Raw genomic sequence first — 25,897 nt, 5'->3', positions numbered from 1 at the left:
GCTATTCGTCCTCGGTGCGCTCCGCCGTCGCCTGCTTCATCCGGCGTACGCTGATCCGGTCGAGCAGCAGCGTCAGGAGAGCACCGATCAGCAGCCCGGGGATCGCGAAAACCACCGTGAAGAAGCCGAGCACGGATTCGCGGGTCAGCGTGGGATCAGCGGGCCCGGTATAGGCCACGATCAGCGCGGCAAGAAAGCCGATCAACGCACCGAGCCCCATGAACGGACCGAATTTCGGCGCCCGTCGGATGGTGACCTGCCGGCGCTCTGGAGGCTGCTGCGAACTCATGGTTCAAGGCTACCGGGATCAGGTCCCGCGCTTGACCAGTTGGTACCCGGCCTCGTCGAAGACCAGTGTGTAATTTTCGCCCGGATAGGTCTCCTCGGCATGCTGTTCTGCGCTGGTCGGGCGGGTGGGCCCCCAACTCCAGTCCTCGGCGTCGACCACGAGGTATTCCGGCGCCGGGTTCTCATTGCCGATCCAGTACACCTCGGTCTCCGGCACCAGGTAAGGCATCAGCACCACCCCGGACTCCACCGTCGCGCCGGCCGGAATGTGCTCCATCATCCGGTGCGCCGCGTCCCAGCGCGGCGACTGCTGGAAGGTCTCCGGCTTCGCGAGCGCAGCCAGCGGCTGCCCGGGTAGGAGCATGAGCGCCACCACGGTGACTACCGGCACGACGGCGGCGCTATAGGAGCGCAGCCAGCCGCGCCTGCTCGTGCGGGCACGAAGAATCGAATCAATGAGCGCGGCGAACAGGATGGGCATGAGGACGGCGTTGTAGTGCCAGTCCGGGCCCCAGTAGGACTCGTTCCCCGCAGCGAAGCGCCACAACAGGGTGGGAAGCAACACTGCAGCCAGCGGCGAGCGGAGGAACAGGAACCCGCCGGCAAGAAGCAGCAGCCACAGCGTCTGGTACTTCTCCGCGACGGTCACCATGGTGATCACCGTGTCCACGGGGTTGGCCAGGAGCGCGGCCACGTCGATGCGGTCAGAGTAGTCGTACGTGCCGCCGGTGTTCAGTGCCGGCAGGATGACGCCCACCGACAGGACCACCCAGGCGAGCCCCCAGACCGCCAGCCCCAGGCCCGCCCGGTAGCGGCTGCGGAACCGCCATGCCAGGGCCAGCCCGAACGCGAAGACCGTCAGGCCCATGTCCTCCTTCACGAACACCAGCAGTGCGCCGGCGACGACGGCGGTGCGCAGCCGGCCCCCGATGTACGCCTCCAATGCCAGCGCCAGCAGGGGCAGCGCCAGCGCCACTTCGTGGAACTGGACGGCGACGGCGGCCTGGATGCCCCAGGACAGGCCGTAGGCGGTCCCGAGAAAGAGCCCCGGGACGCGTCCAACGTGCCGCACCGCCAGGCGGGTGAGGATCAGCACCGACCAGCCCACCAGCAGGTTCTGCAGGATCAGCAGGGTCATCCCGGACGGGAAGAGCGCGTAGGCGGGCCCGAGGATGATGAGCAGCGGGTGGAAGTGGTCGCCGAGGAGGTTGAACCCGTCGCCCTTGATGGGAACGATCGGCGCATCGAACCCCGCATACGCTTTGGCGAGTTGGGTGAAGATGCCGAGGTCCCAGGACGGGGTGTCGAACCGGTTCCATTGGGCGACGGAGAAGATCGTGTAGAGCGCGGTGACAACGCCGGCAACAACCCAGGCTTCCACCGGCTGCCGGCGAAGGGCAGCCAGGGCGCCGTTCAGGCCCCGGACCAGGAGGTTGGGGCGGGAAGCGTGTTCGCGCTCGAGGATCATGCCGAGCCCGTCACCGGGGTGGGCGATGCCTGCGGGAAGAGCGGCAGGAGCGCCGAGAGGTCCGCCCGCCGGCCGGATGCCGCCACCACGCCGGAGGTGACGGCCGCGTCCCAACCCAGGGTCCCCAGAACGAGGGCGAGCCACGTGTCGGCATCGGTCTCGATGACGTTCGGCGGAGTTCCCCGGGTGTGGCGGGGACCCTCGACGCACTGGGTGACGCCCAGCGGCGGAACGCGCACCTCCACGCTGTTGCCTGGTGCGCGGAAGGCGAGCTCCTCCAGGGAAAAGCGAACCGCCGTCGTACGTTCTGTACGGTCGGAACTGCCGGCAGCCACAGCGCGGACCGCAGCGTTGCCGTCCGCGGTGGGAATGCGCCGTCGTGCCATGGTCAGTCCAGCAGGGCCATGACGGGAGCGGCGAGGCGCAGTTGGCCGACGGGCTCGCCGCCGCCCAGCACGGGCTGCACGACCTTCTCCAGCACCGGCGCTACGGCCTCCGCGTCGAGGGCGCCTGAGGCGGCAAGGAGGGTGAGCCCCACCAGGGTGGTGGCGCGGATGTTGCCGTCCAGGATCTTGAGGGCCATCGAAACGCCGGTGGGCGTCGCCATGACGAGGACGCCCTCAGCCCCGTTCTTGGCCAGAATTCCGAGGTCTTCCATCACCACCGAGTTCTCGCGGCCGTGGCCGTGGACTGCCCACGGGTAGTCGAGCATGGCCGTTGCAATGGTGGCTGCGCGGGCGTCGGCGTTCTTGTCACCGGGAGCTTTGGCGATCTTGCCGATTCCCCGCGCGAGCCCGGTGAGTGAGACGGCGCCCAGCGGAGCGCCGCAGCCGTCCACTGCCCAGTGCTCCACCTTTTCCTCGGTGTATTCCTCGATGATGGCCGCGATGCGCTGCTGCAGCGGGTGGCCCCGGTCGAGGTAGGTCTTGTGGTCCCACGAGTTTTCCGTGCACGCCCACAGGAAGGCGGCGTGCTTGCCGGAGCAGTTGAACGCTACCCGCTGGCGGCCCTTGTCGCTGCGGATAAGCGAGTTCCGGGCTTCCTCGTCCTGCGGCCAGTCCGCCGGACACTGCAGGTCTTCCTCGGTGACGCCCGCGGCGCTCAGCATGGACCTCGCCACGTCCATGTGCTCGAAACTACCGATATGACTGGCCGCAGCGAGGGCCACCTGGGCCCCCCGCAACGGAACACCGGCCTGCATGGCAGCCAGCGCCTGGAACGGCTTCAGGGTGGAGCGGGGAAAGATCGGCGCGTTGACGTCGCCCAGTTCCGTGACGGTGGAGCCGTCCGCTGCGAGGACCACGGCGGAGCCGACGTGACGGGACTCGATGAAGCCGTTGCGCTCCAGGACCGCGAGGTCAACGGCGCTGGAGGATGAAAAAGTGGAGGGCATTGTTCAAGTATTGCGCATCGCCGGGGGATGTAGCTTGTGCCCACCGGAGGGAACGGGTCATCCGATGGGCACAAGTAGGGGCGGAACTACTCCGCTGAGAACTGGACGGTGTGCCAGCCCGATGCGCCGTCCGGAACGGTGTCGGCGCGCTCTTCGGTCTGGACGCCGTCGGGATCGTAGGCCCGTGAGCGGATCCGATGGGATCCGGCCTCGAGCTGTACCTCGTGGGTCCACTGCCGCCACGTGTCCACGGTGTATTCGGCGGCGAGGGTCGCTTCCTCCCAGGGGCCGTCGTCCACCTGGACTTCCACCCTGTCGATGCCGCGGTACTGCGCCCAGGCGGTGCCGCCCACCCTGAACGCGCCGGCTGCGACGTTGCCGAAGGGCCTCGGCACCTCGACCCGCGACTGCGTCTTGATGGGGCCCTTTTCATCCCAGCCGCGGTCGGTCCAGTAGGCGGTGGCGTCCGCGAATCGGGTCACCTCAAGGTCAACCACCCACTTGGTGGCCGAAACATACCCGTACAGCCCCGGGACCACCATGCGCACCGGGTAACCGTGTTCGAGGGGCAGCGGCTCGTCATTCATGGCGACGGCGAGAATGGCGTCCCGCTCGTCCTGCAGGATGGGCAGGGGAGTGGAGGCGCTGAAACCGTCGGTGCTGGTGGACAGGACCATGTCGGCGCCCTCGGTGGGACGGGCCCGTGCAAGGAGTTCGCGGATCGGGTAGCCCAGCCACTTGGCGTTGCCGATCAGATCTCCGCCCACCGGGTTGGAGACACAGGTCAGCGTGATGTGCCGTTCGATCAGCTCCGAATCCAGTAGGTCCTGGAAGTTGATGCGGATCTCTTCCTCCACCATGCCGTGGATGCGCAGCTCCCAGGTATCCACATCGATGGTGGGAACCTGCAGGGCCGTGTCGATCCGGTAGAAGTCCGGATTGGGCGTCAGCCACGGCTCAACCCCGTCGACGTCCACATCAACACCGGCAGGGACCGGCATCGCAGGGCTGGCGGGTGCCGGGAAGCTCAGGCGCTCACGGGCCACATTGACGGTGTTGCGGATTCCACTGACGACGGCGCCTCCCGCTGCAGTAGCCGCCGCGACGACGGCGGTCACCCCCGCCGCAGCGAAGAACCCGCGCCTGCTGACGGAAGTTCCGGACCGCGCGCGGTGGGAACCGCCGGCGCTGAACGCGCCGTCGTCGTCGTTGGTTTGAGGCTCGGTCTGCGGTTGCGCCGCATGCAGCTTCCGGATCATCCAGCGGAGCGCGGCGAGGCCGGCCAGCGTGCCGATCACTGAGGGGACGGCGTCAACAAGGGATGCGCCGGCACGGGAGACGACGGCGGCAACCATGACGGCGCCCATGAAAAGCACACCGGCCACACCGAACACCCAGCGCCGCCAGGCCAGGTAGCCGAGGATCGCGGCGAGGATGATGATGGTGACGGCCATGCCGACAAAGAGCGCGAGCTTGTCGTTGGTGCCGAAGGTGTCGATCGCGAAGTCCTTCAGCCAGGCCGGCGTGAAGTCGATAAACGTGGAGCCGAGTGCAATCAGCGGTGCCGATCGGGTGGAGAAGAACGCACCGACCAGTTCGGCAACGCCAAGGACCAGACCCGCTGCGAGAATGCCGGCAAGCGCCGGGAGGGCAGCTAGGGATGAGGCGTTACGACTGAACTTGCGAACGGCTTTCATACTGAGTGTTCGGAGAGACGGACGGTGTGTATTGGTAATCAGCGGGTGCTGTGGGACTTCACACTAGCCCCGCGCAGTAGTTGGGCATAGGAACGAGCCAGTACCCTGAACTACTGTGAAGGTTCTTGTGATTGGCCCTGGAGGCCGCGAACACGCCATTGTCCGAGCGCTCCTGTCCGATCCCTTCGTGAGCGAGGTGCATGCCGCTCCCGGGAACGCCGGAATGGCGCAGGATGTCCCCGTCCACAGGATCGAGGCCAACAACCCCGCCGCCGTGACGGAGCTGGCCGCGCGGTTGGGCTCTGACCTGGTGGTGGTGGGGCCGGAAGCGCCGCTTGCTGCCGGTGTTGCCGACGCGCTGATCGAAGCAGGCATCCCGGTTTTCGGACCCACCAAGGCTGCGGCGCAGCTTGAGGCGTCGAAAGCGTTTGCCAAGCAGGTCATGGCCGCCGCCGGTGTTCCGACGGCAATGGCGAAGGTCGCGTCCACCGCCGCCGAAGCCGAAGCGGCGCTGGACTCGTTCGGCGCACCGTACGTCGTCAAGGATGACGGCCTGGCTGCGGGCAAGGGAGTGGTGGTCACCTCGGACCGCGCGGCCGCCCTTGAGCATGCCCAGGCGTGCTTCGACGTAGACGGCTCCGTGGTCATCGAGGAATACCTTGACGGGCCCGAGGTCTCCCTCTTTGTCCTCTCGGACGGCATCAGCGTGGTGCCGTTGGCGCCGGCGCAGGATTTCAAGCGCATCTTCGACCATGACGAAGGGCCGAACACCGGCGGGATGGGTGCCTACTCACCGCTGGAATGGGTGCCACCCGGCCTCGTGGACGAGGTGATCGAGCGCGTTGCGCTGCCGACCATCGAGGAGATGGCACGCCGCGGCACCCCGTTCACCGGGGTCCTTTATTGCGGTCTCGCGCTGACCTCGCGCGGGCTGCGCGTGATCGAGTTCAACGCGCGCTTCGGGGACCCGGAGACGCAGGCCGTGCTGGCCCGGCTCAAGACTCCGCTGGGCGGCGTCCTGCTCGCTGCCGCTAAGGGGGAACTGGCGACCGTCGACAACCTGAACTGGTCATCGGAGGCCGCGGTCGCCGTCGTTCTCGCTTCGGCGAACTATCCCGACTCACCGCGCACCGGCGATGAAATCCGTGGTCTGGAGGACGCGGCTGTCCTGGACGGCGTGTCAGTGCTGCACGCCGGGACTGCGCTGGACGGGGACGGCAGGGTGGTGTCAGCCGGCGGGCGGGTGCTTGCCGTCGTCGGGCTGGGCAAGGACCTCGCAGAAGCGCGCAACAAAGCGTACGACGGCGTGAGCCGCCTTGAACTCGAAGGCGGCCAGTACCGCACTGATATTGCCGCGAAGGCCGCGCGCGGAGAAGTTGTGGTTTCACAGCCGGCTTCGCAGCTCGGTTCAGCGGCGGGTTCAGCGGCGGGTTCAGCGACGGGCGGGGCATAGGCATGGCACAGGAACTTGCGGGTTGGCGGCACATCTACTCCGGGAAGGTCCGGGACCTGTATGAACCCGTGACGGGAGAGGATGATCGCGTGCTGGTGGTCGCCAGTAACCGGATCAGCGCCTACGATTTTGTGCTGTCCTCCGAGATCCCGGACAAGGGGCGCGTGCTGACCCAGCTGAGCCTGTGGTGGTTCGAGCAGCTGTCCGGCATCCCGAACCACGTCCTGTCCACCGACGTTCCCGCCGAAGTGGAAGGCCGGGCGATGATCTGTCAACGGCTGGACATGTTCGGTGTCGAGTGCATCGCCCGTGGATACCTGACCGGTTCCGGGCTGCTGGAATACAACGAGTCGCGGACGGTGTGTGAGCTGCCGCTTCCGGAGGGTCTGGTGGACGGCTCCCGTTTGCAGGAGCCGCTGTTCACGCCGTCGGCCAAGGCTGAGGTGGGCGAGCACGACGAGAACATCACCTATGACGCCGTCGTCATGATGGTGGGGGATGATCTCGCCGCGAAGCTGCGCTCCCTGACGCTCGACATCTACTCCCGGGCGGAGTCGATTGCACTGGATCGCGGGATCATCCTCGCCGATACCAAGGTTGAATTCGGCATGTCGCGCTTCGGTGAGGTGACCCTCGGCGACGAGGTGCTGACACCGGATTCGTCACGGTTCTGGGACGCGGAGCTGTATGCGCCGGGGAAGGCTCAGCCCTCCTTCGACAAGCAGTTTGTGCGCGACTGGCTCACGTCCGACGACGCCGGCTGGGACCGAGTGTCTGAGCCGCCCGCGCTCCCGGCCGAGGTCATCGAGAAGACGCGCGCCCGGTACATCGAAGCCTACGAGCGGCTGACGGGCCGGACGTTCGCCTGACAGCACGCTTCGCCTATATGCACAAACGAAAAGGTGCCCGCAGTCTGAACTGCGGGCACCTTCTGTGTGGTCGGGGTGACAGGATTTGAACCTGCGACCTCGTCGTCCCGAACGACGCGCGCTACCAAGCTGCGCCACACCCCGATTGAGCTGTTCCGAGGAGCCCCGAAAGCAACCTCTCAAGGATAACGGACAACGGCGTCCCTGACGAACTAGCTTGTGTCGGAGCGGAACTAGACGAGCGAGTCCTGCCAGGCTGCGTGCAGCGTGGCGAACCGGCCGTTTCCGCTGATCAGGTCAGCCGGCGTGCCGTCCTCAACGATCGCGCCGTCGTGCACCACCAGCACACGGTCCGCAATCTCGACCGTGGAGAGCCGGTGCGCGATGATCAGCGCGGTCCGGTTGCCGAGCAGCTTCTGCAGGCCCTGCTGCACCAGCCGCTCGCTCGGGATGTCCAGCGATGACGTGGCCTCGTCCAGGATCAGGACCGCCGGGTCCGCAAGGAACGCCCGGGCAAAGCTGATGAGTTGCCGTTGCCCCGAGGAGACCCGGCCACCGCGTTTATTGACATCGGTGTCGTAGCCCTCGGGCAGGGACGTGATGAACTCATGTGCTCCGACAGCCCTGGCGGCCTGCTCGATCTCCTCCGGGCTTGCCTCCGGCTTGCCCAGGGCGATGTTGTCAGCCACGCTCCCGCTGAACAGGAACGCCTCCTGCGTCACCATGACGACGGCGCGGCGCAGGTCGCGCGGCGACAATTGGCGCAGGTCCACCCCGTCGAGGGTGATGCTGCCTTCGGAGACGTCGTAGAACCGGGCGATGACCTTGGCGAGAGTGGACTTGCCGGCGCCGGTCTGGCCGACAAGGGCGATCGTCTGCCCCGCGGGAATGGTGAGGTCCATGCGTGGAAGGATGACGGGCCCGTCCCCGTAACGGAACTCGACGCCGTCGAACTCTATCCGGCCCTGCGCGTCCTTCAACGGCACCGGGTTCTTCGGCGGGCGCACCGTCGGTACTTCCTGCAGGAGCCCGGATACCTTCTCGAGGGCAGCGGCCGCTGACTGGAACGAGTTGTAGAACATGGCCATCTGGTCCACGGGCTGGAAGAACCGCTTGCTGTACAGCAGCAGCGCCAGCAGCGCACCGACCTCCAGCGATCCGCCAAGCACCCGGAAACCACCGAACAGCAGGACAGCGGCCACGGTCACGTTGCCGATCAGCACCAGGCCGGGCTGAAAGACGCCGTTGAGGTTGATCGAGCGCACCGTCACCTTGCGGTAGTCCTCGGCGAGTTCGTCGTAGCGGTCGGCGTTGACTTTCTCGCGGCGGAAGGCCTTGACGGCGCGGATGCCGGTCATGGTCTCGATGAAGTGCACGATCAGCTTCGCCGAAACCACCCGCGATGACCGGTACGCGATTTGCGAGTGCTTCTGGTACCAGCGCGCCAGGAACGTCATCGGGATGGCAGCGACGAGAATCAGCAGCCCGGTGGGCCAGTCCAGGACAAGGATGGTGACGGCGGTGAAGATCATGTACATCAGACCGGATGCCAGGGAGCTCACGCCGGAGTCAAGCAGCTCGCGCAGAGCCTCCAGGTCCGATGTCTGGCGCGAGATGATGCGCCCCGAGGTGTACTTCTCATGGAATTCGAGGCTGAGCCGCTGCGTGTGCCGGAAGACGCGCAGGCGGAGGTCCAGCAACATTTCCTGGCTCAGCCTCGCCGCAGCGAGGACGTAACCGGCTGTAAGGGTCGCTGCGAGTACGGCTGCGATGAGGTAGGTGATGCCTGCACCCCAGAGCAGTGCGGAGTCGCCCTGCAGCAGCGAGGGGAGCGCGTGGTCGATACCGAAAGCGATGATCGCCGGCCCGGCCACCCGTGCGATTTGGGAGAAGACCACGAGGAACGCGGTCCAGATGAACTGCCGGCGGTTGGGTCGGATCAGGGAGCCGAGCAGTTTGAAGGACCGTGTGCGCACCGACTTGTTCTGTGCCCGGTCCAGCATCACATCGTCCTCGTTGGAGACTCCGGAGGAAATGACCGACGACGACGACGGCTGGCTCGCCTGCGCGCGCCTGTTCCGCTTCTCCTGCTTCGCTGAGGTGCTCATGCGCGGGCCTCCTGGCCGTTGTGGTCCAGCTCTTCCAGCTCGCTGTCGAGGTCCACGGGTTCCTCGGTCAGGCTCGCAATGACGTAGCGGTAGTGGTCGCTGCGGGCAAGCAGCTCGGTGTGGGTTCCGACATCGGAAATGCGCCCGTCCTCCATGAGCGCGACGCGGTCAGCCAACGCCACGGTGGACGGGCGGTGGGCCACGATCAGCGTGGTGGTATCCGCGAGGACCTGGCGCAGCCGCTCCTCCACAAGCTCCTCCGTGCGCACATCGAGTGCGGACAGCGGGTCATCGAGAACCAGGACTCTTGGCTTGGCCGCGATGGCCCGGGCAAGCGCCAGCCGCTGGCGCTGCCCGCCGGAGAGGCTCAGCCCCTCTTCACCGATGAGCGTGTCCACGCCCTCGGGAAGCGAGTACACGAAGTGCGCCTGCGCAACGTCCAGCGCCTCGGTGAGGATGGCGTCGTCGTCGTCGTGGGCATCAACACCCATCAGGACGTTCTCGCGGACCGAGTTGGAAAACAGGGTGGTGTCTTCGAAGGCAACGGCGACATGCCGGCGCAGCTCCTCCAACGAGAACTCGCGGAGATCGATCCCGTCGATGCGGATGGCTCCGCCGGTGACATCGTAGAGGCGGGGGACCAGCTGGAGCAGGGTGCTCTTGCCACAGCCTGTCACTCCCACCAGCGCCATGGTCTCGCCGGCCCTGAGCGTGAGATTGGCTCCGTCTATCACGGAGATGGACGTGTCCTTCGCATCGGGATAGCGGAAGGAGACGTCGTCGAACGTTACTTCGCCGTGCGGGTCGGTGAGCGTGCTGGGATTCGGTGGTCCGGTGATGGTGTTCTCGGACTCCATGACCTCGTAGTGGCGGTCAATCGCGGTTTTTGCGGTGAACGTCATGGCGAGCAGCGGGCCGATGAACTCGACGCGTCCCGCCACGACGCCGGCCGTTGCGAAGAACGCGACCAGGCCGCCGATGGTGACGTCGCCGTTGACAGCGAGGAGGATGCCGGTGACCAGCGACGCGCCGAGGGCGAGTTCGGGGAGCAGCGTCACGATCAGTGAGAACGTGGCCAGGCTCTTGGCCTTATGAATCTCCGTTTCGCGCAGTTCCTCGGCCTGGTCGCTGAAGGCGTCGAGAGCTTCCCGGCTCCGCCCGAAGGCCTTCAGGACGCGGATGCCGTGGACGGATTCCTCCACAGTGGTGGCGAGATCACCGGCTTGGTCCTGGCTCTTGCGCGAAACCCTGCTGTAGGACGTCCGGAAGCGGAACCCGTAGATCATCACAGGGACCGCCGCTGTGAGGAAGATTAGGGCCAGGGGCCAGCTCATGAAGAACATGATGGCCACACCCGCGGTCAGCGTGATCGCGTCCACTACGAGCATGATGGCGCCGAATGCCATCCAGCGCCGCATGAGATTGAGGTCCGTCATTGCACGCGACAGCAGCTGGCCGCTGCCCCACCGGTCATGGAAGGCCACCGCGAGGTTCTGCAGATGGCGGTAGAACGACGTGCGCAGGTTGGTCTCGACGGTGGTTGCTGGATTGATGACGAAGAACCGCCGCAGGGCAACGAAGACAGCTTCGAGCACTCCCAGCACCAGGACGATCCCGGACGCTATCCAGACGGTGGACGTGGCCTGGCCTTCCGCCAGGGCATCGTTGACGAGGACCCGGAATACCTGCGGGATGGCCAGCACCATGACGCTCGCACCGAGCGCGGCGAAAAGCCCGAGAACCAGCCGTGGAATGATCGGCTTCAGATGCGGGTACAGGCGCCTGAGAGACTCCCACAGCGTTGTTTGCGTCGGCATGTACTTCTCTCGAATGTTGAAGATACGAGGGAGCCGAAATTTTCGTGTCCCCCAGCAACAATCCTATGTCAGACCGTGCGCGCCGCGCTCGTCACGGAACAGGTACCGGACCCACTACTCAGCGTGGGGTGAGCGTCAGCAATACTGCTTCGGGGCGGCAAGCGAAACGGACTGGGGCAAACCGCGAGGTTCCGATGCCTGCGGAAACATTCAGTGGAACAGTCCGGCCGTTGTGCTCCCACTGGGTGAGGCCGCGGGCGCGCCACGTGGGCAGATCGCAATTGCTGACGAGGGCGCCGTAACCGGGAATGCAGACCTGGCCGCCGTGGGTGTGACCAGCGAGGATGAGGTTCGCTCCGCCGTCGGTGAAGGTGTCGAGGACACGCTGGTAGGGGGCGTGCGCTACGCCGACTCGGAGGTAAGGGGCTTCATGAGCCGTGCTACTCCCCGACGGGAAGCCAACGAACTTGTCCCTCTTGAGATGAGGATCGTCGACGCCGCTGAAGTCGAGACGGACACCCCTCACTCCCATGGACTGCGACCGGTTGGTGAGATCGACCCACCCCGCGGATCCGAACCGGGCGAACATCTGCTGCCAGGGAAGTTCCTTCAGCGGCTTGTCTCCCTTACTCGAGGAGGGCCCGCTGAAGTACTTGAACGGATTCTGCAGGCGCGGCGCGTAGTAATCGTTGGAACCGGGCACGAAGACGCCGGGAAACTCCAGGAGGGGTTCCAGCGCGTCCAAGAGGGGCGCAAGCGCCTTGGGGTGGCTGAGGTTGTCGCCGGTGTTGACCACGAGGTCCGGTTTCAGCTCGGCCAGGCCCTGCAGCCACTTGGTCTTGGCGGCCTGACGGGGAACCATGTGGATATCCGAGAGGTGCAGGACCTGCAGTGGCCTGCTGCCGGGGGGAAGGATTGCAAGGTTCTCCTTGCGAAGGCCGAAAAGGTTCCGCTCGACGAACGCTGCGTACCCCAGGGTGGCGACGCCGGCTGCTGCCGTCATGCCCAGCGCAATCGCAACGCCGTTATGCGAACCCTCTGTGGTTGTCCCCACGATCAGCCGTTACCTCCGCCGTTGCCGTTCCCATTGCCATTACCGTTCCCATTGTTGCCTGAATTGTCCGGGGGCGTAACAGGCAGGGTGTTGCCGCCTGGCGCCGGCGGAAGAATCAGCTGACCGGTGTTGGTGGCCGGCTCATCATCGGCGTTTGTATCCGGTGACCTGTCCGGCTCGGTGGGGCGCCTCGAATTGATCATGTTCGACGGCGGGTCAGCGAACGGCTCGGGCTGGTAGGCACCCTGGATTTGCTGCATGTAGCGGGCCCAAGACGGTGCGGCGATCAGTGAACCGTCAATTTCGGGGTAAGTCCGTCCACCGATCTGCATTCCGCTGAGACCCGTATTGCCTTCCTTCCAGTTACCGATCCAGGAGGCAGTTGCCATGGCGGAGTTGTAACCCATGAACCAGGTCTGCGAGCGGGCGTCATTGGTGCCGGTCTTGCCGGCCATGGGGATGTCGCCAAACTCAAGCAGCTGACCCGACCCACGCTCCATCACTTCCTGCGTGGCGTAGTTCACCCCGCGGGCTATTTCCTTGGAGATCACCTGCTCACATGCGGGTGCTGGGACGGGGTACGTATCGCCGTTGACCGCAGTTACCTCGACCAGAGCGCGCGGATCACACTGCAGGCCTTCAGCTGCGAGGGTGGCATACGCCGTTGCCATCGACATCGGGGCGACGTCGCTCGAACCACCGATGAGCATCGGCACATTCACATCGACCGGAAGCGGCTCACCTTCCGAGCTCTTGCCGTTATGGACGCCCATCTCGAAGGCCATGTCGCGGATCTTGCACAGGTCGAGCTGCTCGGCGGTTTCGAAGGTCACGGTGTTGTAGGACTGCGCGAGACCTTCGAGGACGGTGTAGTCGCCGTAGTTGATGTCGCCGTAGTTCTGGGGCTCGTACTCGTAATCCGGGTCGTCGCTGAGGATCTCGTAGAAGCCCCGCGGCAGGCAGCTGGCCTCCCAGCGGTCGCCTGCAGGATAGGCCTTCTTGCTGCCGTCCACCACAGTGTTGAGCGCCCGGCCGTCCTCCAGCCACGCCGCCACGACGAACGGCTTGAACGTCGAGCCCGGCTGGAAACCGCCGAGCCCGCCGACCGGCTTGTTGGGATCTCCCATGTAATACGCATCGACGTTGAAGTTCTGCACCGAGTCGCCCGGAGTTTCACCGGGCATGAACCGGGTGTTCTGCGCCATGACCAGGATGTCTCCGGTGCCGGGCTCGAGGCTCACCATCGAGTGACCCACTGCTGGGTCAGTGGTCTCGCGGTTCGCTGTCTCGTTGACTGCGGTCTGGGCAGCTGCCTGTGCGCGCGGATCAAGAGTGGTCTTGATGGTCAAACCACCGCGGTACAGCAGATTCTCCCGGTCCTCGCGGGTTTCGCCGTAGGCAGGATCGTTGAGGACCAGGTGTGTCACGTAGTCGCAGAAGTAGGGTGCCTGTTCGGCACCGACGCAGCCGTTAAGGACCGGCGTAATGGTCAGCCCCAGGTCGGAGGCAACCGCGGCGTCATACTCTTCCTGCGTGATCTTGCCGGTCTCCAGCATTCGGCCGATCACCAGGTTGCGGCGCTCCAGCGACCGCTCCGGGTAGAGCTCGGGGCTGTAGAAGGTGGGCCCATTGACCACTCCGGCAAGCAACGCGGCCTGCTGGATGTTCAGGTCTTTCGCCTCAACGTTGAAGAAATATTTGGAGGCGGCCTGGACGCCGTAGGTGTTGCCGGTGAACGGCACGATGTTCAGATAGCCGGCGAGGATCTCCTCCTTGCTCAGCTCCTTCTCCACTGCGATAGCCAGCTTTGCTTCGCGAAGTTTGTCGCCCAGGGTCTTCTGACCGCTGAAGGTGATGTCGCCGCCGCTCTGCATGCTGGCGTCGATGAGTACGTTGTTGACGTACTGCTGCGTGATGGTGGAGGCGCCGCGGGTGGTGTCGCTGCTGATATTGCTGATGGCCGCGCTGATGATGCCCTGGAGGTCAACGCCGCCGTGGTCGTAAAACTGATCATCTTCGATCGCGATCAGCGCATCCGTCATGTTCTCGGAGACCTGATCCAGCGTGACAGGCTGGCGGTTCTCCTCATACAGGGTGGCGATCAGCGAGTCGTCGGAGGCAACAATCTTGGACGGCTGGGCGAGCGCGCCGCGCTCGAGCTCAGCCGGGAGGTTCTCGAAGAACTGGATGGACGCGGAGGCGCCGGTACCGGCGGCAGCAGCCACTGGCACCAGAAGGCCAGCGGCAAGCACCCCGCTCAAGCCACTGATTCCAAGAAATGCAATGATCTTCCCCAGGGTGGTTGCCGTGTCAAAGAAAGGAGATTTACGAGCAGCCATGTACTCCAGTTTACTAGCACGCGCTAACCTGTGAGTCATGACCAAATGGGAGTACTCCACAATTCCGCTCATCATCCACGCAACCAAGCAGATTCTCGACCAGTGGGGTGAGGACGGCTGGGAGCTCGTGCAGGTGGTTCCGGGGCCGGACGGCAACGGTCTCGTTGCATACCTCAAGCGGGAGAAAAACGCGTCGTGACCAGCGCCAATGAAGCAGTGTCCGCGGTGGAGAGCAGGCTGAAGGACCTTGGGATCACCCTTCCCGAGGTAGCGGCACCGGTGGCCGCGTACATCCCCGCAGTGGTCTCCGGCAACTATGTCTACACGTCAGGACAGCTTCCGTTTATTAATGGTGAACTCCCAGCTAAAGGCAAGGTCGGGAGTGATATAGACGTGGACCAGGCCAAGGAGTTTGCGGCCATCTGCGCCGTGAACGCACTCGCAGCTGTGAAGTCGCAGATCGGCGACCTCGACCGCATCAGCCGGATCGTGAAGGTGGTGGGATTCGTTGCATCGGATCCCACGTTCACGGGCCAGCCGGGAGTGATCAACGGGGCGTCCGAGCTGCTCGGGCAGGTCTTCGGTGAGGCGGGCGCCCACGCGCGTTCCGCCGTCGGGGTTGCAGTACTACCATTGGATGCGTCAGTAGAAGTCGAGATTATCGCGGAGTTCATCTAGTCACCGTGAATCGTTCAAGTACCAGGCTCTTCCCAGTCCCGGAAGAGCAGCAGGGTGCCGCCCGCAGTTGGATTGATCACGGCGAGCGCACCCCCATGAAGCCGCGTCCGGCGTCGTCGGTCGTGCTGATCCGTGACGCTCCGGCCGGTACCGAGGTCTACCTCTCGTACCGGCGCGGGGAGTCACCGCTTGGCGTGGTGGCCTTCCCCGGCGGCAGCGTGGAGGAGAACGACGACGATCCCGTCACCTGGTTTGGTCCGTCGCCTGCCCAATGGTCCGCAGCCCTTGCCGCCGACGACCACCATGTCGCGCGGCGGTTTGTGATCGCCGCGATCCGCGAGCTCTTCGAGGAGACAGGCGTGCTGCTGGCAGGGCCGGATGCGTCGAGCCTTGTCGAAGGGACCCGCCACCCGCAGTGGATGGAAGCCCGTAAAGCGATGGCCGCCGGTGACAGGACCTTTGCGGAGATCCTCGCCAAGCGAGGGCTCGGTCTGCGCACCGACCTCATCAAGCCGTTGTCCGCCTGGCTCAGCCCGGATTTTGCCCACCGCCGTTTCGATACGCGGTATTTTGCGGCAGCCCAGCCGGTCAACCAGGAACCCACCCTGCTCGCGAGCAAGGGCGTGTGGGGACAGTGGCGGTGGTCTGCCGAGGAAATCATGCACCGGAATGCCACCTCCCTCGGCGATGAAGTCAATCAGCCGAACACTACCGGCCGGACACTGGGTGAGCTCACGGTTCCCGCCGTTGAGCTCATCCTCGAGAAGATCGGCTCCTCGCGCGGCTGCATCGCGTACCTGTCGCACAAGCGGCCGATGAAGGTCTTCTCGCCCCGGCTCATTGAGTCCGAGGGTGAGACGAAGATCGAAGTCGAATGCTCAACCGCCACGGAAGGCTCCGAGCAGCGCGGCCGGTAGCCGTCGTCGTCGTCGTCCTTCAGTCGCCGCACTTCGACAGCGTTCGGCTCCTTCGGGATAGCACTTGCGCCTCAAGATACCGATTGGGCGCTAACGCGAGGCTTAACCGCTAACGCGTGGCCGGAATGCTATCCGGCCACGCGTTAGTTGCGCTAGTTGCGCTAGTTGCGTTGGTGGCGGCTCAGCGGCTCCGCTGACGCAGCCGCTGAATATCCAGGATGACGACGGCGCGCGCCTCCAGGCGCAGCCAGCCGCGCTGGACGAACTCGGCGAGCGCCTTGTTCACGGTTTCACGGGAAGCGCCGACAAGCTGCGCAAGCTCTTCCTGCGTCAGTTCGTGGGCCACCAGGATGCCGTCGGTCGCGGGGCGGCCGAAGCGGTCCGCGAGGTCCAGCAAGGCCTTGGCCACACGGCCCGGCACGTCGGAGAAGACCAAATCCGCGAGGGATTCGTTGGTGCGGCGCAACCGGCGGGCCAGGGCCTGCAGCAGCTGGGCGGACACCTCGGGGCGGGTCTCCAGCAGGGCACGAAGGTTTTCGTTCTTGAGGCCGGCGAGGCGGGTCTCGGACACAGCTGTTGCCGTGGCGGTGCGGGGGCTGGGATCGAACAGGGCCATTTCGCCGAAGAGTTCACCAGGGCCGAGGATTGCCAGCAGGTTCTCGCGGCCGTCCTGGGCAGTGCGGCCAAGCTTGATCTTGCCGGAGACGATGAAGTAGAGCTGGTCGCCCTGATCGCCCTCCCGGAAGACCGACGCGCCGCGCGACAGGTCCACTTCAGTCAGCTCGTCAGTGAGTGCCGCAAACACCTCATCGCTCAGTGAAGCGAACAGGGGCGCCCTGCGCAATACCTCGATATCCATGAAATCTCCTCCGTATGATGCAAAACCAGCCAGTTTCCCGTCTTTTCCCATCTTGCCGTACGCAGGGACGTTGTGACACCTGCTACACGCGTGTTCGCCCACGGGATAGGGGAAAACACTCCTCGCGTTCCCGGCTGACTGTCAGCCCGAGACCGTAGAATCAAAGCTCAGCAGGGGAAGTGCGGCGCTTCCTGGAAGGGGAGTGGCGTGTTCGGTTTTACACTCCTGGACATCATTCTGGTCCTGGTGCTGATCGGCTACCTCATTGCCGGGCTGAAAAACGGCTTCCTGGTCACCCTCGGCGGCATCATCGGGTTCGCGGCCGGCGCAGTGGCCGCGTTCTTCGCCATCCCGCTGGTCAGTGCGTGGGTATCCGACGACGCCTGGCGGCTCGCAGCGGTGATCGCAACTGCCCTGCTCCTGGTCATTATCGGGCAGGCGCTCGGCGCGGGGCTGGGCCGCGCGCTCAGCAACAGGGCCGGATCAGCTCCGGTGCGCGTCATCGACCGCCTTCTGGGAGGGGCGACCAACGTCGTCGTAGCGGCGCTGGTGCTCGCCATGCTGGCATTCAGTATCAGCACCATGGGCGTGCCTTTCCTCTCCCAGTCGATCGCCTCATCGAAGGTGCTGGGCAGCATCGACACCCTGACGCCGTCGCCCGTTCGTGCCTGGATGGCGCAGATCCGTTCCATCGCCGTCGCTGATGGTATTCCCACACTCCTTGAGGGAGTGGCGCCGGCCAGCCCGGCTCCCGTGCCGGATGCATCAGTGGACACACCGGCGCTCGCGGCCGCCTCACAGTCCGTCCTGCGCATCGCAGGCACCGCCTATCAGTGTGGCCAGAACCAGACCGGGTCGGGATTCATCGTCGCGCCGGGCCGGGTGGTCACCAACGCCCACGTGGTGGCAGGGGTGAACCAGCCGGTCGTCGAGGTTCCCGGTGCAGGTGCAGTGCCGGGAAGCGTCGTCTATTTCGATCCGGTGCGGGACATCGCGGTAATCGCCGTGGACGGCCTGGACCGGGCGCCGCTTGCGCTCGGGGAGGACCAGGAGACGGGAGACACCGCGGCCTTCGCTGGATACCCTGCGGGCGGGCCGTTCCAGATCCAGCCGGCAAGCATCCAGAACCGGTCCGACGTACTCGTCGAGAACATCTACGGAGCTGACCCGACGGCAATCGACGTCTACACACTGGCCGCAAATGTGCAGCAGGGGAACTCGGGCGGGCCGCTCCTGGACATGGAGGGCCGGGTTGCCGGCGTGATCTTCGCGAAGTCCACCGCTGACGTGCCGGTGGGCTACGCACTGACGCTGAACGAGCTTCGCCCCGTCGTCGAACAGGCAGCAACGCTGAGCGAAACAGTGTCCGCCGGACAGTGCACGGAACGCTAGCAAGAGTAAGCGCTTAATCAAATCGTGATCGCTTGCTGGCGGGAAATACTGCACACGCCCGCGCTGGGAGTTAGGCTCGTCACATTAGGCAACACGGCCTGCCCGTGCGCCGCTCGGACACAGTGACGTGTCCGCCAGGTAACAGATCATCAGGAGCCCTTAATGTTCACAAGCACATCGGCGCGGGGGACGCATCCCACAAAGAAGCGCGCTGCCGCCATCACTGCCGGCGCCGCAATCAGCGCGTTGCTGCTCAGCGGCTGCGTCCAGAGCCAGCGGGAAGAAGACGGCGGCGCAGCTGCGGAGGGCGAGGTCGATTCGACCTTCGTGTTCGCAGCCTCGTCCGACCCTGCATCGCTTGACCCGGCATTCGCGAGCGACGGCGAGTCCTTCCGTGTCAGCCGGCAGATTTTCGAGGGACTTGTCGGCGTGGAGCCAGGCACAGCAGACCCGGCGCCGTTGCTGGCCGAGTCCTGGGAAACATCCGAGGACGGACTGTCCACCACGTTCGCGCTGAAGGAAGGCGTGACCTTCCACGACGGCACCGAGTTCAACGCCGAGGCCGTTTGCTTCAACTTCGACCGCTGGTACAACTTCACCGGGCTGGCCCAGGCGCCGTCGGTGTCCTACTACTACAACAACCTGTTCCGCGGCTTCGCGGATTCTCCGGACGCCGCAGTCTATGAGTCCTGCGAAGTGAACGGCGACCTTGAGGCCACCGTCACGCTTGCCAAGCCGTTCGCCGGATTCATCCCCGCGCTGTCGCTGCCTGCATTCGCCATGCAGAGCCCCACCGCGCTGCAGGAGTTCAACGCTGATGACATCGGAGGCTCCTCCGAAGCTCCCCAGCTGAGCGAATACGCGGAAGGCAACCCGGTAGGAACCGGACCGTTCAAGTTCGATTCCTGGAACGTCGGCGCAGACCTCACCGTCTCCGCGTACGAGGAGTACTGGGGCGAGCAGGGCGACGTCCAGACGGTCATCTTCCGGATCATCGATGACCCGCAGGCGCGCACGCAGGCGCTGCAGGCGGGGACCGTCGACGGCTTCGACCTCGTGTCCCCGGCTGACATTCCGCTTCTTGAGGAGGAAGGGTTCATGATCGTTCCGCGCGATCCGTTCACCATCCTCTACCTCGGCATCAACCACACCGTCGAAGAGCTGAGCGATCCGCTGGTCCGCGAGGCCATCCACCACGCCATCGACAAGCAGGCGCTGATCGACCAGACGCTGCCTGAGGGAACCCAGCTGGCCACGCAGTTCATTCCCGATGTCGTCGACGGCTACAACGAGGACGTCACCACGTACGAATACGATCCGGAGCGCGCGATGGAACTGCTGGCCGAGGCCGGCTACCCGGACGGCTTCGAGGTCCAGTTCAACTACCCGACGGACGTCTCCCGCCCGTACATGCCTACCCCGGAGCAGGTGTTCACGAACCTCAGTGACCAGCTGAGCGAGGTCGGCATCACCGTTACCCCGGCGCCCGACGTCTGGACGCCTGACTACCTCGACCGCATTCAGGGCACCGAGAACCACGGCATCCACCTCCTCGGCTGGACCGGCGACTACAACGACACCGACAACTTCATCGGCGTCTTCTTCGGCCAGGAGAAGCCGGAGTTCGGCTTCGACAACCCGGAACTGTTCGAGGCACTCAGCGAGGCTCGCGGCATGACAGACCGCGAAGAGCAGACCACCACCTACGAGGAGATCAACGAGCAGATCGCCCAGTTCAACCCGGCGATCCCGCTGGCGCATCCCGCGCCGTCGCTGGCCTTCGCTCCGCGGGTGGATTCCTACCCGGCGAGCCCCGTGAATGACGAAGTATTCAGCATGATCGAACTGAACGAGTAAAAACTCTGGCGGAGGGACCGAAACATTGGTCCCTCCGCTTTTGTTTGCTCTCGTCCACTCGATGCCACACTGTTGAAAGGACATCGTGCTTCGCGTCATTGGTAAACGCCTCGCCCTGCTCGTTCCTACCCTGTTTGGACTTTCGGTCCTGCTTTTTCTCTGGGTTCGGGGCCTGCCGGGCGGGCCTGCAACAGCCCTGCTGGGCGAGCGGGCAACCCCGGAAGCGGTAGCCCGCGTCAACGAGCTGTACGGTTTCGACGAACCGATCCTCCTTCAGTACTTCACCTACATGGGCAAGCTGCTGCAGGGCGATTTCGGTACCTCGATCATCACTGGCCGTCCCGTACTCGAAGAGTTTGCAACACGCTTCCCGGCCACGATCGAACTGAGCGTGGTAGCGCTGATCTTCGCGATCGGTGTCGGTATCCCGCTGGGCTATATGGCCGCGCGCCATTACGGCAAGGTGCTGGACCACGGTTCAGTGGTCCTCAGCCTGATCGGGATCACCATTCCGGTGTTCTTCCTGGCCTTCATCTTCAAGTACCTGTTTGCCATCCAGTGGCCTATCCTGCCGCCGGACGGCCGCCAGAATCCGCGAATCAACGCTACGCATGTCACTGATTTTTATGTGCTGGACGGACTCCTGACAGGCGAGTACGACGCCGCGTGGGACGCCTTCCAGCACCTGATCCTTCCAGGACTGGCACTGGGAACCATCCCGCTGGCCATTATTGTGCGCATCACGCGCGCTTCGGTGCTGGAAGTGCAGAACGCCGACTACGTACGGACGGCCCGCGCCAAGGGACTCATGGAGAAGACGATCCGGAGCCGGTTCATCCTTCGCAACGCGATGCTTCCCGTGGTGACGACCATCGGCCTGCAGACCGGCCTGCTCATCTCGGGCGCGGTCCTTACGGAGACGGTCTTTGCCTTCAACGGCATCGGCAGTTTCCTTCGCGACGCCATCTTCGAACTGGACTACCCGGTGCTGCAGGGCTTCGTTATCTTCATTGCGATCCTATACGCGCTGATCAATCTCCTGGTTGACGTCTCGTACTCCGTCATCGATCCAAGGGTGCGTGTGCAATGAGCACTGTCTTGCCTCCCGCCGCCGGCGGGCCAACTTCTCCGACCACCGACCCAAGCCTCGCTGAGGGTGGCGGCACCGGCCTCTGGAAGGACGCGTTCCGCCGTCTGCGCCGGAACCCGCAGGCCATCGCCGGGGCGGTCATCATCGGGCTGTTCCTCCTGGTTGCCGCGTTGGCGCCGATCCTTGCGCCCTACGGCGGGGAAGCGCTGCCCGGACGCACGGAAATCACCCCGACCAACATCCCCGGACCGGGCGAGCTCGCAGAATACCCGCTGGGCCTCGACCGCTTCGGCGGTGATGTGCTCAGCAAACTGATCTGGGGTGCGCAGGCGTCGCTGCTGATCGGTGTCATCTCGACAGCGATCGGCCTGGCCGGCGGAATGCTGCTCGGGCTGCTTGCCGGCGGCCTGGGCGGCTGGGTGGACAGTGTCATCATGCGCTTCGTGGACATCCTGCTGTCCGTCCCGAACCTGCTCCTCGCCGTCAGTATCGCGGCCATCCTGGGACAGGGGCCCTACGCGGTGATGATCGCAATCGGCGCCTCGCAGCTCCCGATCTTCGCGCGCCTGCTGCGTTCCTCCATGCTGTCGCAGCGTGGATCGGACTACATTCTCGCTGCGCAGACGCTCGGCCTCAGCAAGCGCACGATCACCATGAGCCATCTGCTGCCCAACAGTGTCGGGCCGGTGATCGTGCAGGCGACGCTGTCCCTCGCGACAGCAGTGATCGACGCCGCTGCCCTGTCCTTCCTGGGGCTCGGCGGCGGGGTTCCGCAGACGGCCGAGTGGGGACGCATGCTGACCTACGCTCAGCGGGAGCTCGCCTCGGACCCGTACCTGGCGTTCCTGCCCGGCGCGTGTATCGCCATCACCGCGCTCGGATTCACCCTGCTGGGCGAATCCCTGCGCGAGGCGCTGGACCCGAAGACCCGCCAGAAGTAGATCTTCCAGGGAAAAGAACAGTACGACGACGGCCGGTCACCTTTCGAAGCGAAGGTGACCGGCCGTCGTCGTACATAGTTCCCACAGAGGGGGGCTTGGCGGAGGGGTCAGGCGATGTTGAGTTCGTTACCCGGGATGGAAGCCAGAAGCTTCCGGGTGTACGGGTGGCGCGGGTTCTGGAAGACTTCCTCGGAGCTCGCCGCCTCAACCAGTTCGCCGTCCTTCATGACGCAGACGTAGTCGGAGATAAGCCGGACCACAGCGAGGTCATGGGAGATGAACAGGTAGCTCAGGCCCAGCTCGGACTGGAGGTCGCCCAGGAGCTTGAGGATCTGTGCCTGCACCAGGACATCGAGGGCAGAGACGGGCTCGTCGCAGACGATCAGTTCGGGCTTCAACGCCAGGGCGCGGGCGATGGCGACGCGCTGCCGCTGCCCGCCGGAGAGCTCCGAAGGATAGCGGCGCAGCGCGTTGTGCGGCAGGGACACCTGGTCCATGAGTTCGCGTACCCGGGCAGCGCGCTCCTTCTTCGAGCCGCGCTTGTAGGCATTGAGGGGTTCCTCGACGATGCGCTCGATGGTGAACATCGGGTTGAGCGATGAGTAGGGGTCCTGGAACACGGGCTGCACACGCTGCCGGAAATCGGCGAGCTGCGCCTTATCCAGGGTCGCCACGTCCATGCCGTCGAACTTCATGGTGCCCGAGGTCGGTTCGATGAGCTTCAGGAGCATGCGCGCCGTCGTCGTCTTGCCCGAGCCTGATTCGCCCACGATGGCGACGGTCTGGCCCCGTGGGATGTCCAGCGTGACGTTTTTCGCGGCGTAGAAGTCCTCGGAGCTGCCGCGGCGCTTGTAGATCTTCGTCAGGTCGCGTATCTCGACGATGTTGTTGGTCGGAGCGGCCTCGTCAACGGAGTCGGCGTCTGCCTGGTGCTCCTCAAAAGCTGCCGCCGCTACTGCTGCGCGCTTCGCGGCATCCTCGTGGTACGCGCCAGGACGCAGGCGGACCGCCGCTACGCTCGGCGCGGCCCGGACCAGTGACTGCGTGTAGGGGTGTTTGGGGTCGTTGAGGAGCTGGGCAGCCGGACCGGTTTCAACCACACGGCCGCGGTGCATCACCACCAGTTCCGAGGCACGTTCCGCTGCCAGGCCCAGGTCATGCGTGATGAGCAGCACCGAGGTGCCGAGCTGCTCGGTCATGGTGTCGATCTGGTCGAGGATGGTGCGCTGCACGGTGACGTCAAGCGCGCTGGTGGGCTCATCGGCGATCAGCAGCCGCGGACGGCACGCAAGCCCGATGGCGATCAGCGCGCGCTGGCGCATGCCGCCGGAAAACTCATGCGGGTACTGCTTGGCGCGGTCCGCGGCGTCCGGCAGGCCGGCAGCCGACAGCACCTCGACGACGCGTTCCTTCACGTTCTTCTTGTCCGCGAGCCCGTGCACCAGGAGGGTTTCCGCCACCTGGGTGCCGATTTTCGCAACCGGGTTGAGGTTGGACATGGGGTCCTGGGGCACCAGGCCGATTGCCCGGCCGCGGATGGTGCGCATGGCTGACTCCGGGAGGGGAACCAGGTCCCTGCCCTCGAACAGGATGCTGCCACGGGTAACCCGCCCGTTACCGGGCAGCAGGCCGATGCAGGCCATCGCCGTCGTCGATTTACCCGAACCCGACTCACCCACGATGGCCAGGGTCTTTCCACGGTGCAGGGTGAAGCTGGCGTCTTCGACGGCGTGTACCTCGCCGTACGTGGTGCTGAAGCTGACTGCCAGGTTCTTCACCTGAAGCATGGGGGCGTTCTCGGCGTCATCGACACCGTTGTCGATAGAGGTGATTTCCGTCATAGCTCTATCGTCCCTCATAACCGCCCTGCATCAGGTCATGGCGCGTCAGTTTGTGCACAAGGTGGTCGATGGCCAGCCGATAGCCGTCCACGCCGGCCCCGACGATCACCGCATCCACCACGGGAGAGAGGTATGAGTGGTGTCGGAATTCGTCACGCCGGTGCACGTTGCTGATGTGCACCTCGACGGTCGGCAGGCCAACGGCGCTGACTGCATCCCTCAGGGCAACCGAGGTGTGGGTGTAGGCACCGGCATTGACAACGATTCCGTCGGCCGTTCCGGCAGCGCCCTGGACAGCGTCGACCAGATCGCCCTCATGGTTCGACTGCCTGCAGTTGACAGCCCAACCGTGGGCACCGGCAGCCGAGGCACAGAGGTTCTCAACGTCGTCGAGCGTGTGTGAGCCGTAGACCTCCGGCTCACGGGTACCGAGCAGGTTCAGGTTCGGGCCGTTGAGGATCAGCAGGGTAGTGGTCGCCATGGCTTAACTATGCCTGATCTGTCAGGGGCGGACCCGCCGGCTCACAGGCGTCAGTCGAGGGTGGGAACTGGCCGGCGCATGCGTGCTGCTGCCGTCGCGCCGGCGACAGTCACAAGGCTCATGAGAGCCAGTACGACGCCGGGATGCCACCATGCACCGTCCGTCGCCGTGCCGAAGGCCTGCGTGATCGACGGCGCGAAACCGGCCACGATCGCGGCGATGCTGTAGGAGAAGGACAGTGCCGTGAAGCTGGTGCTCGGTTCGAAGAGGTCCGCCATCAGGCCGCCGAGCGCTGCCCAGCTCGCAGTGGGCAGGATCCCGCCGAGCAGGATGGCGGCTATGTAGAGCGGCGCGTCCGCGATGCTGATGACCCAGTACAGCGGGAAGGCGATCAGTGCGGTGCCGATCGCACCGCCGGCCACGACTTTCGCTGAGCCGACTTTCATGGCCAGCCAGCCGAATGCCGGGATGGTTGCGAGCTGCAGCAGTGAGCCGATGAGCGCCGCGTTCAGGACTGTTTCCTGCGCCAGGCCCAGCCGCTCGGTTCCGTAGGCCTGGGTGTAGGACACCATGAGGAAGTAGGAGCCGATCCCGAGGACGGCGGACGCCGTGGCGACGACGACGGCGACCGGCTGTGTGCGCAGCACGCTCACCAGTGGTACGCGCACCTTTTTGGTGGTCTGGAAGACCGGTGTCTCGTCGATTGCCAGGCGCAGGTAGAGCGCGACGGCGAGGAACGGGAACGCAAGCAGGAACGGGATGCGCCAGCCCCATGTGGTCATGACGTCCGGCACGGTCACTGCGAGGACGAGGAAGATCAGCGAGATCAGCATGGTGCCCACGGGCGAGCCGAGTTGGGGGATGGCCGCGTACAGGGCGCGCTTCCGCGGGCTGGCATGCTCAGTGGCGATCAGGATGGATCCGCCCCACTCGCCGCCCAGCGACAACCCCTGGAGCAGGCGCAGCACGGTGAGGATGATGGGGGCCCACACGCCGATGACGCTGTAGTCAGGGAGGAGCCCCACGGACCCCGTAGCGAGCCCCATCAGCAGGATGGTCCAGATGAGGGTCTTCTTACGGCCGATCCGGTCACCAAGGTGACCGAAGAGGATGGCGCCCAGCGGGCGGGCGACGAAGCCCATCGCGAAGATCAGGAATGCCGACAGCGTGCCCGCGAGGGGATCCTGGGCGGCGAAGAAGACCTCATTGAACACGAGTGCGGCGGCAGTGCCGAACACGTAGAAGTCGTAGGACTCAAGGGCGGTTCCAACGAAGGATGCAGCGGCGGTCTTCCGGGCCATTCCGGGGCGGGTGACCGGCGTCGGGCGGGGTGCGGTAGAGGTGGACACGCTTCA

Annotated in this window: 22 protein-coding genes and 1 tRNA gene; 9 read left to right on the top strand and 14 right to left on the bottom strand. The window is 65.1% G+C overall.

Annotation, left to right across the window (positions count from 1 at the left end; all coding sequences use genetic code 11):
- Nucleotide 1: 1 nt before the first annotated feature.
- The 5 genes from JOD47_RS04190 to JOD47_RS04170 all read right to left on the bottom strand — a co-directional run bounded on the left by JOD47_RS04190 (nucleotide 2) and on the right by JOD47_RS04170 (nucleotide 4,846).
- Nucleotides 2-289, bottom strand: a complete 288-nt coding sequence (locus JOD47_RS04190; RefSeq protein WP_204532207.1) for a hypothetical protein — start codon at nucleotides 287-289, stop codon at nucleotides 2-4.
- Nucleotides 290-307: 18 nt separating this feature from the next.
- A complete protein-coding gene (locus JOD47_RS04185; RefSeq protein ID WP_204532205.1) occupies nucleotides 308-1,756 on the bottom strand; it encodes a DUF2079 domain-containing protein in 1,449 nt (482 codons plus the stop codon).
- The gene (locus JOD47_RS04180; protein ID WP_204532203.1) at nucleotides 1,753-2,142 is read right to left on the bottom strand and encodes a sterol carrier family protein; all 390 of its coding nucleotides are present in this window, start codon (nucleotides 2,140-2,142) and stop codon (nucleotides 1,753-1,755) included. The genes JOD47_RS04185 and JOD47_RS04180 overlap by 4 nt, the downstream gene beginning before the upstream one ends.
- Nucleotides 2,143-2,144: 2 nt before the next feature.
- Nucleotides 2,145-3,149: an asparaginase gene (locus JOD47_RS04175; RefSeq protein ID WP_204532201.1), complete on the bottom strand. Its 1,005-nt coding sequence runs from the start codon at nucleotides 3,147-3,149 to the stop codon at nucleotides 2,145-2,147.
- An 86-nt stretch (nucleotides 3,150-3,235) separates the two neighbouring features.
- A complete protein-coding gene (locus JOD47_RS04170) occupies nucleotides 3,236-4,846 on the bottom strand; it encodes a molybdopterin-dependent oxidoreductase (RefSeq protein WP_204532199.1) in 1,611 nt (536 codons plus the stop codon).
- A 115-nt stretch (nucleotides 4,847-4,961) separates the two neighbouring features.
- On the opposite strand from JOD47_RS04170, the gene purD reads away from it, so the two are divergent.
- Nucleotides 4,962-6,299, top strand: a complete 1,338-nt coding sequence (gene purD / locus JOD47_RS04165) for a phosphoribosylamine--glycine ligase (RefSeq protein WP_204532197.1) — start codon at nucleotides 4,962-4,964, stop codon at nucleotides 6,297-6,299.
- Between the two features lie 2 nt (nucleotides 6,300-6,301).
- A complete protein-coding gene (locus tag JOD47_RS04160; protein WP_204532195.1) occupies nucleotides 6,302-7,168 on the top strand; it encodes a phosphoribosylaminoimidazolesuccinocarboxamide synthase in 867 nt (288 codons plus the stop codon).
- Nucleotides 7,169-7,235: 67 nt separating this feature from the next.
- Here JOD47_RS04160 and JOD47_RS04155 read toward each other — a convergent pair.
- The 5 genes from JOD47_RS04155 to JOD47_RS04135 form a co-directional block, all read right to left on the bottom strand.
- Nucleotides 7,236-7,312, bottom strand: a tRNA-Pro gene (locus JOD47_RS04155).
- Nucleotides 7,313-7,401: 89 nt separating this feature from the next.
- Nucleotides 7,402-9,171 carry an ABC transporter ATP-binding protein gene (locus tag JOD47_RS04150; RefSeq protein WP_239548299.1) on the bottom strand — a complete coding sequence of 590 codons (1,770 nt, stop codon included), beginning with the start codon at nucleotides 9,169-9,171 and terminating at the stop codon, nucleotides 7,402-7,404.
- Between the two features lie 101 nt (nucleotides 9,172-9,272).
- Entirely contained in the window at nucleotides 9,273-11,093 is a 1,821-nt protein-coding gene (locus JOD47_RS04145; protein WP_204532192.1) for an ABC transporter ATP-binding protein, read from the bottom strand.
- Nucleotides 11,094-11,211: 118 nt separating this feature from the next.
- A complete protein-coding gene (locus JOD47_RS04140) occupies nucleotides 11,212-12,096 on the bottom strand; it encodes a metallophosphoesterase (protein ID WP_204536418.1) in 885 nt (294 codons plus the stop codon).
- Nucleotides 12,097-12,149: 53 nt separating this feature from the next.
- Nucleotides 12,150-14,486 carry a transglycosylase domain-containing protein gene (locus tag JOD47_RS04135; protein WP_204532190.1) on the bottom strand — a complete coding sequence of 779 codons (2,337 nt, stop codon included), beginning with the start codon at nucleotides 14,484-14,486 and terminating at the stop codon, nucleotides 12,150-12,152.
- Between the two features lie 37 nt (nucleotides 14,487-14,523).
- Here JOD47_RS04135 and sp36 point away from each other — a divergent pair, with 37 nt between their 5' ends.
- Genes sp36 through JOD47_RS04120 form a run of 3 tightly spaced genes read left to right on the top strand, consistent with a single transcriptional unit; the run spans nucleotide 14,524 to nucleotide 16,081 of the window.
- Nucleotides 14,524-14,685 carry a Sp36 family protein gene (sp36, locus tag JOD47_RS04130; RefSeq protein ID WP_157358939.1) on the top strand — a complete coding sequence of 54 codons (162 nt, stop codon included), beginning with the start codon at nucleotides 14,524-14,526 and terminating at the stop codon, nucleotides 14,683-14,685.
- A complete protein-coding gene (locus tag JOD47_RS04125; protein ID WP_204532188.1) occupies nucleotides 14,682-15,164 on the top strand; it encodes a RidA family protein in 483 nt (160 codons plus the stop codon). The genes sp36 and JOD47_RS04125 overlap by 4 nt, the downstream gene beginning before the upstream one ends.
- A 5-nt stretch (nucleotides 15,165-15,169) precedes the next feature.
- Complete coding sequence (locus JOD47_RS04120; RefSeq protein WP_204532186.1) at nucleotides 15,170-16,081, top strand: NUDIX hydrolase; 912 nt, start codon at nucleotides 15,170-15,172, stop codon at nucleotides 16,079-16,081.
- Nucleotides 16,082-16,262: 181 nt separating this feature from the next.
- Here JOD47_RS04120 and JOD47_RS04115 read toward each other — a convergent pair whose 3' ends face one another.
- Nucleotides 16,263-16,940, bottom strand: coding sequence for a Crp/Fnr family transcriptional regulator (locus tag JOD47_RS04115; RefSeq protein ID WP_204532184.1), 678 nt, complete (start codon nucleotides 16,938-16,940; stop codon nucleotides 16,263-16,265).
- A gap of 207 nt (nucleotides 16,941-17,147) precedes the next feature.
- Here JOD47_RS04115 and JOD47_RS04110 point away from each other — a divergent pair, with 207 nt between their 5' ends.
- The 4 genes from JOD47_RS04110 (at nucleotide 17,148) to JOD47_RS04095 (ending at nucleotide 22,220) form a co-directional block, all read left to right on the top strand.
- Nucleotides 17,148-18,332: a MarP family serine protease gene (locus tag JOD47_RS04110; protein ID WP_204532182.1), complete on the top strand. Its 1,185-nt coding sequence runs from the start codon at nucleotides 17,148-17,150 to the stop codon at nucleotides 18,330-18,332.
- 162 nt (nucleotides 18,333-18,494) lie between these two features.
- On the top strand, nucleotides 18,495-20,189 hold the full coding sequence (locus tag JOD47_RS04105) for an ABC transporter substrate-binding protein (protein WP_204532179.1): 1,695 nt from the start codon (nucleotides 18,495-18,497) through the stop codon (nucleotides 20,187-20,189).
- A gap of 85 nt (nucleotides 20,190-20,274) precedes the next feature.
- A complete protein-coding gene (locus tag JOD47_RS04100) occupies nucleotides 20,275-21,279 on the top strand; it encodes an ABC transporter permease (protein WP_204532178.1) in 1,005 nt (334 codons plus the stop codon).
- Nucleotides 21,276-22,220, top strand: a complete 945-nt coding sequence (locus JOD47_RS04095) for an ABC transporter permease (protein ID WP_204532176.1) — start codon at nucleotides 21,276-21,278, stop codon at nucleotides 22,218-22,220. The genes JOD47_RS04100 and JOD47_RS04095 overlap by 4 nt, the downstream gene beginning before the upstream one ends.
- Nucleotides 22,221-22,327: 107 nt before the next feature.
- On the opposite strand, the gene JOD47_RS04090 is transcribed toward JOD47_RS04095, so the two are convergent.
- From JOD47_RS04090 to JOD47_RS04080, 3 genes are read right to left on the bottom strand one after another with little or no spacing between them, the layout of a single operon-like run.
- Nucleotides 22,328-24,061 (bottom strand): ABC transporter ATP-binding protein, encoded by a 1,734-nt coding sequence (locus JOD47_RS04090; protein ID WP_204532174.1) that lies wholly within the window; start codon nucleotides 24,059-24,061, stop codon nucleotides 22,328-22,330.
- Nucleotides 24,062-24,065: 4 nt separating this feature from the next.
- Nucleotides 24,066-24,542 (bottom strand): type II 3-dehydroquinate dehydratase, encoded by a 477-nt coding sequence (gene aroQ / locus JOD47_RS04085; RefSeq protein ID WP_204532172.1) that lies wholly within the window; start codon nucleotides 24,540-24,542, stop codon nucleotides 24,066-24,068.
- Nucleotides 24,543-24,592: 50 nt separating this feature from the next.
- Nucleotides 24,593-25,891, bottom strand: a complete 1,299-nt coding sequence (locus JOD47_RS04080; protein WP_307836192.1) for an MFS transporter — start codon at nucleotides 25,889-25,891, stop codon at nucleotides 24,593-24,595.
- Nucleotides 25,892-25,897 lie beyond the last annotated feature (6 nt).

The organism is Arthrobacter tumbae (genome assembly GCF_016907495.1).
Lineage (GTDB): Bacteria > Actinomycetota > Actinomycetes > Actinomycetales > Micrococcaceae > Arthrobacter_D > Arthrobacter_D tumbae.
Note: the sequence above shows the minus strand (reverse complement) of the source record. Positions and strands in the feature narration are given on the sequence as shown.

What these genes read in the sequence shown, in the direction of transcription:
- JOD47_RS04190 (WP_204532207.1), bottom strand. Translation starts at nt 289, where the DNA reads ATGAGTTCGCAGCAGCCTCCAGAGCGCCGGCAGGTCACCATCCGACGG.
- JOD47_RS04185 (WP_204532205.1), bottom strand. Translation starts at nt 1,756, where the DNA reads ATGATCCTCGAGCGCGAACACGCTTCCCGCCCCAACCTCCTGGTCCGG.
- JOD47_RS04180 (WP_204532203.1), bottom strand. Translation starts at nt 2,142, where the DNA reads ATGGCACGACGGCGCATTCCCACCGCGGACGGCAACGCTGCGGTCCGC.
- JOD47_RS04175 (WP_204532201.1), bottom strand. Translation starts at nt 3,149, where the DNA reads ATGCCCTCCACTTTTTCATCCTCCAGCGCCGTTGACCTCGCGGTCCTG.
- JOD47_RS04170 (WP_204532199.1), bottom strand. Translation starts at nt 4,846, where the DNA reads ATGAAAGCCGTTCGCAAGTTCAGTCGTAACGCCTCATCCCTAGCTGCC.
- JOD47_RS04160 (WP_204532195.1), top strand. Translation starts at nt 6,302, where the DNA reads ATGGCACAGGAACTTGCGGGTTGGCGGCACATCTACTCCGGGAAGGTC.
- JOD47_RS04150 (WP_239548299.1), bottom strand. Translation starts at nt 9,171, where the DNA reads ATGCTGGACCGGGCACAGAACAAGTCGGTGCGCACACGGTCCTTCAAA.
- JOD47_RS04145 (WP_204532192.1), bottom strand. Translation starts at nt 11,093, where the DNA reads ATGCCGACGCAAACAACGCTGTGGGAGTCTCTCAGGCGCCTGTACCCG.
- JOD47_RS04140 (WP_204536418.1), bottom strand. Translation starts at nt 12,096, where the DNA reads ATGACGGCAGCAGCCGGCGTCGCCACCCTGGGGTACGCAGCGTTCGTC.
- JOD47_RS04135 (WP_204532190.1), bottom strand. Translation starts at nt 14,486, where the DNA reads ATGGCTGCTCGTAAATCTCCTTTCTTTGACACGGCAACCACCCTGGGG.
- sp36 (WP_157358939.1), top strand. Translation starts at nt 14,524, where the DNA reads ATGACCAAATGGGAGTACTCCACAATTCCGCTCATCATCCACGCAACC.
- JOD47_RS04115 (WP_204532184.1), bottom strand. Translation starts at nt 16,940, where the DNA reads ATGGATATCGAGGTATTGCGCAGGGCGCCCCTGTTCGCTTCACTGAGC.
- JOD47_RS04105 (WP_204532179.1), top strand. Translation starts at nt 18,495, where the DNA reads ATGTTCACAAGCACATCGGCGCGGGGGACGCATCCCACAAAGAAGCGC.
- JOD47_RS04095 (WP_204532176.1), top strand. Translation starts at nt 21,276, where the DNA reads ATGAGCACTGTCTTGCCTCCCGCCGCCGGCGGGCCAACTTCTCCGACC.
- JOD47_RS04090 (WP_204532174.1), bottom strand. Translation starts at nt 24,061, where the DNA reads ATGACGGAAATCACCTCTATCGACAACGGTGTCGATGACGCCGAGAAC.
- aroQ (WP_204532172.1), bottom strand. Translation starts at nt 24,542, where the DNA reads ATGGCGACCACTACCCTGCTGATCCTCAACGGCCCGAACCTGAACCTG.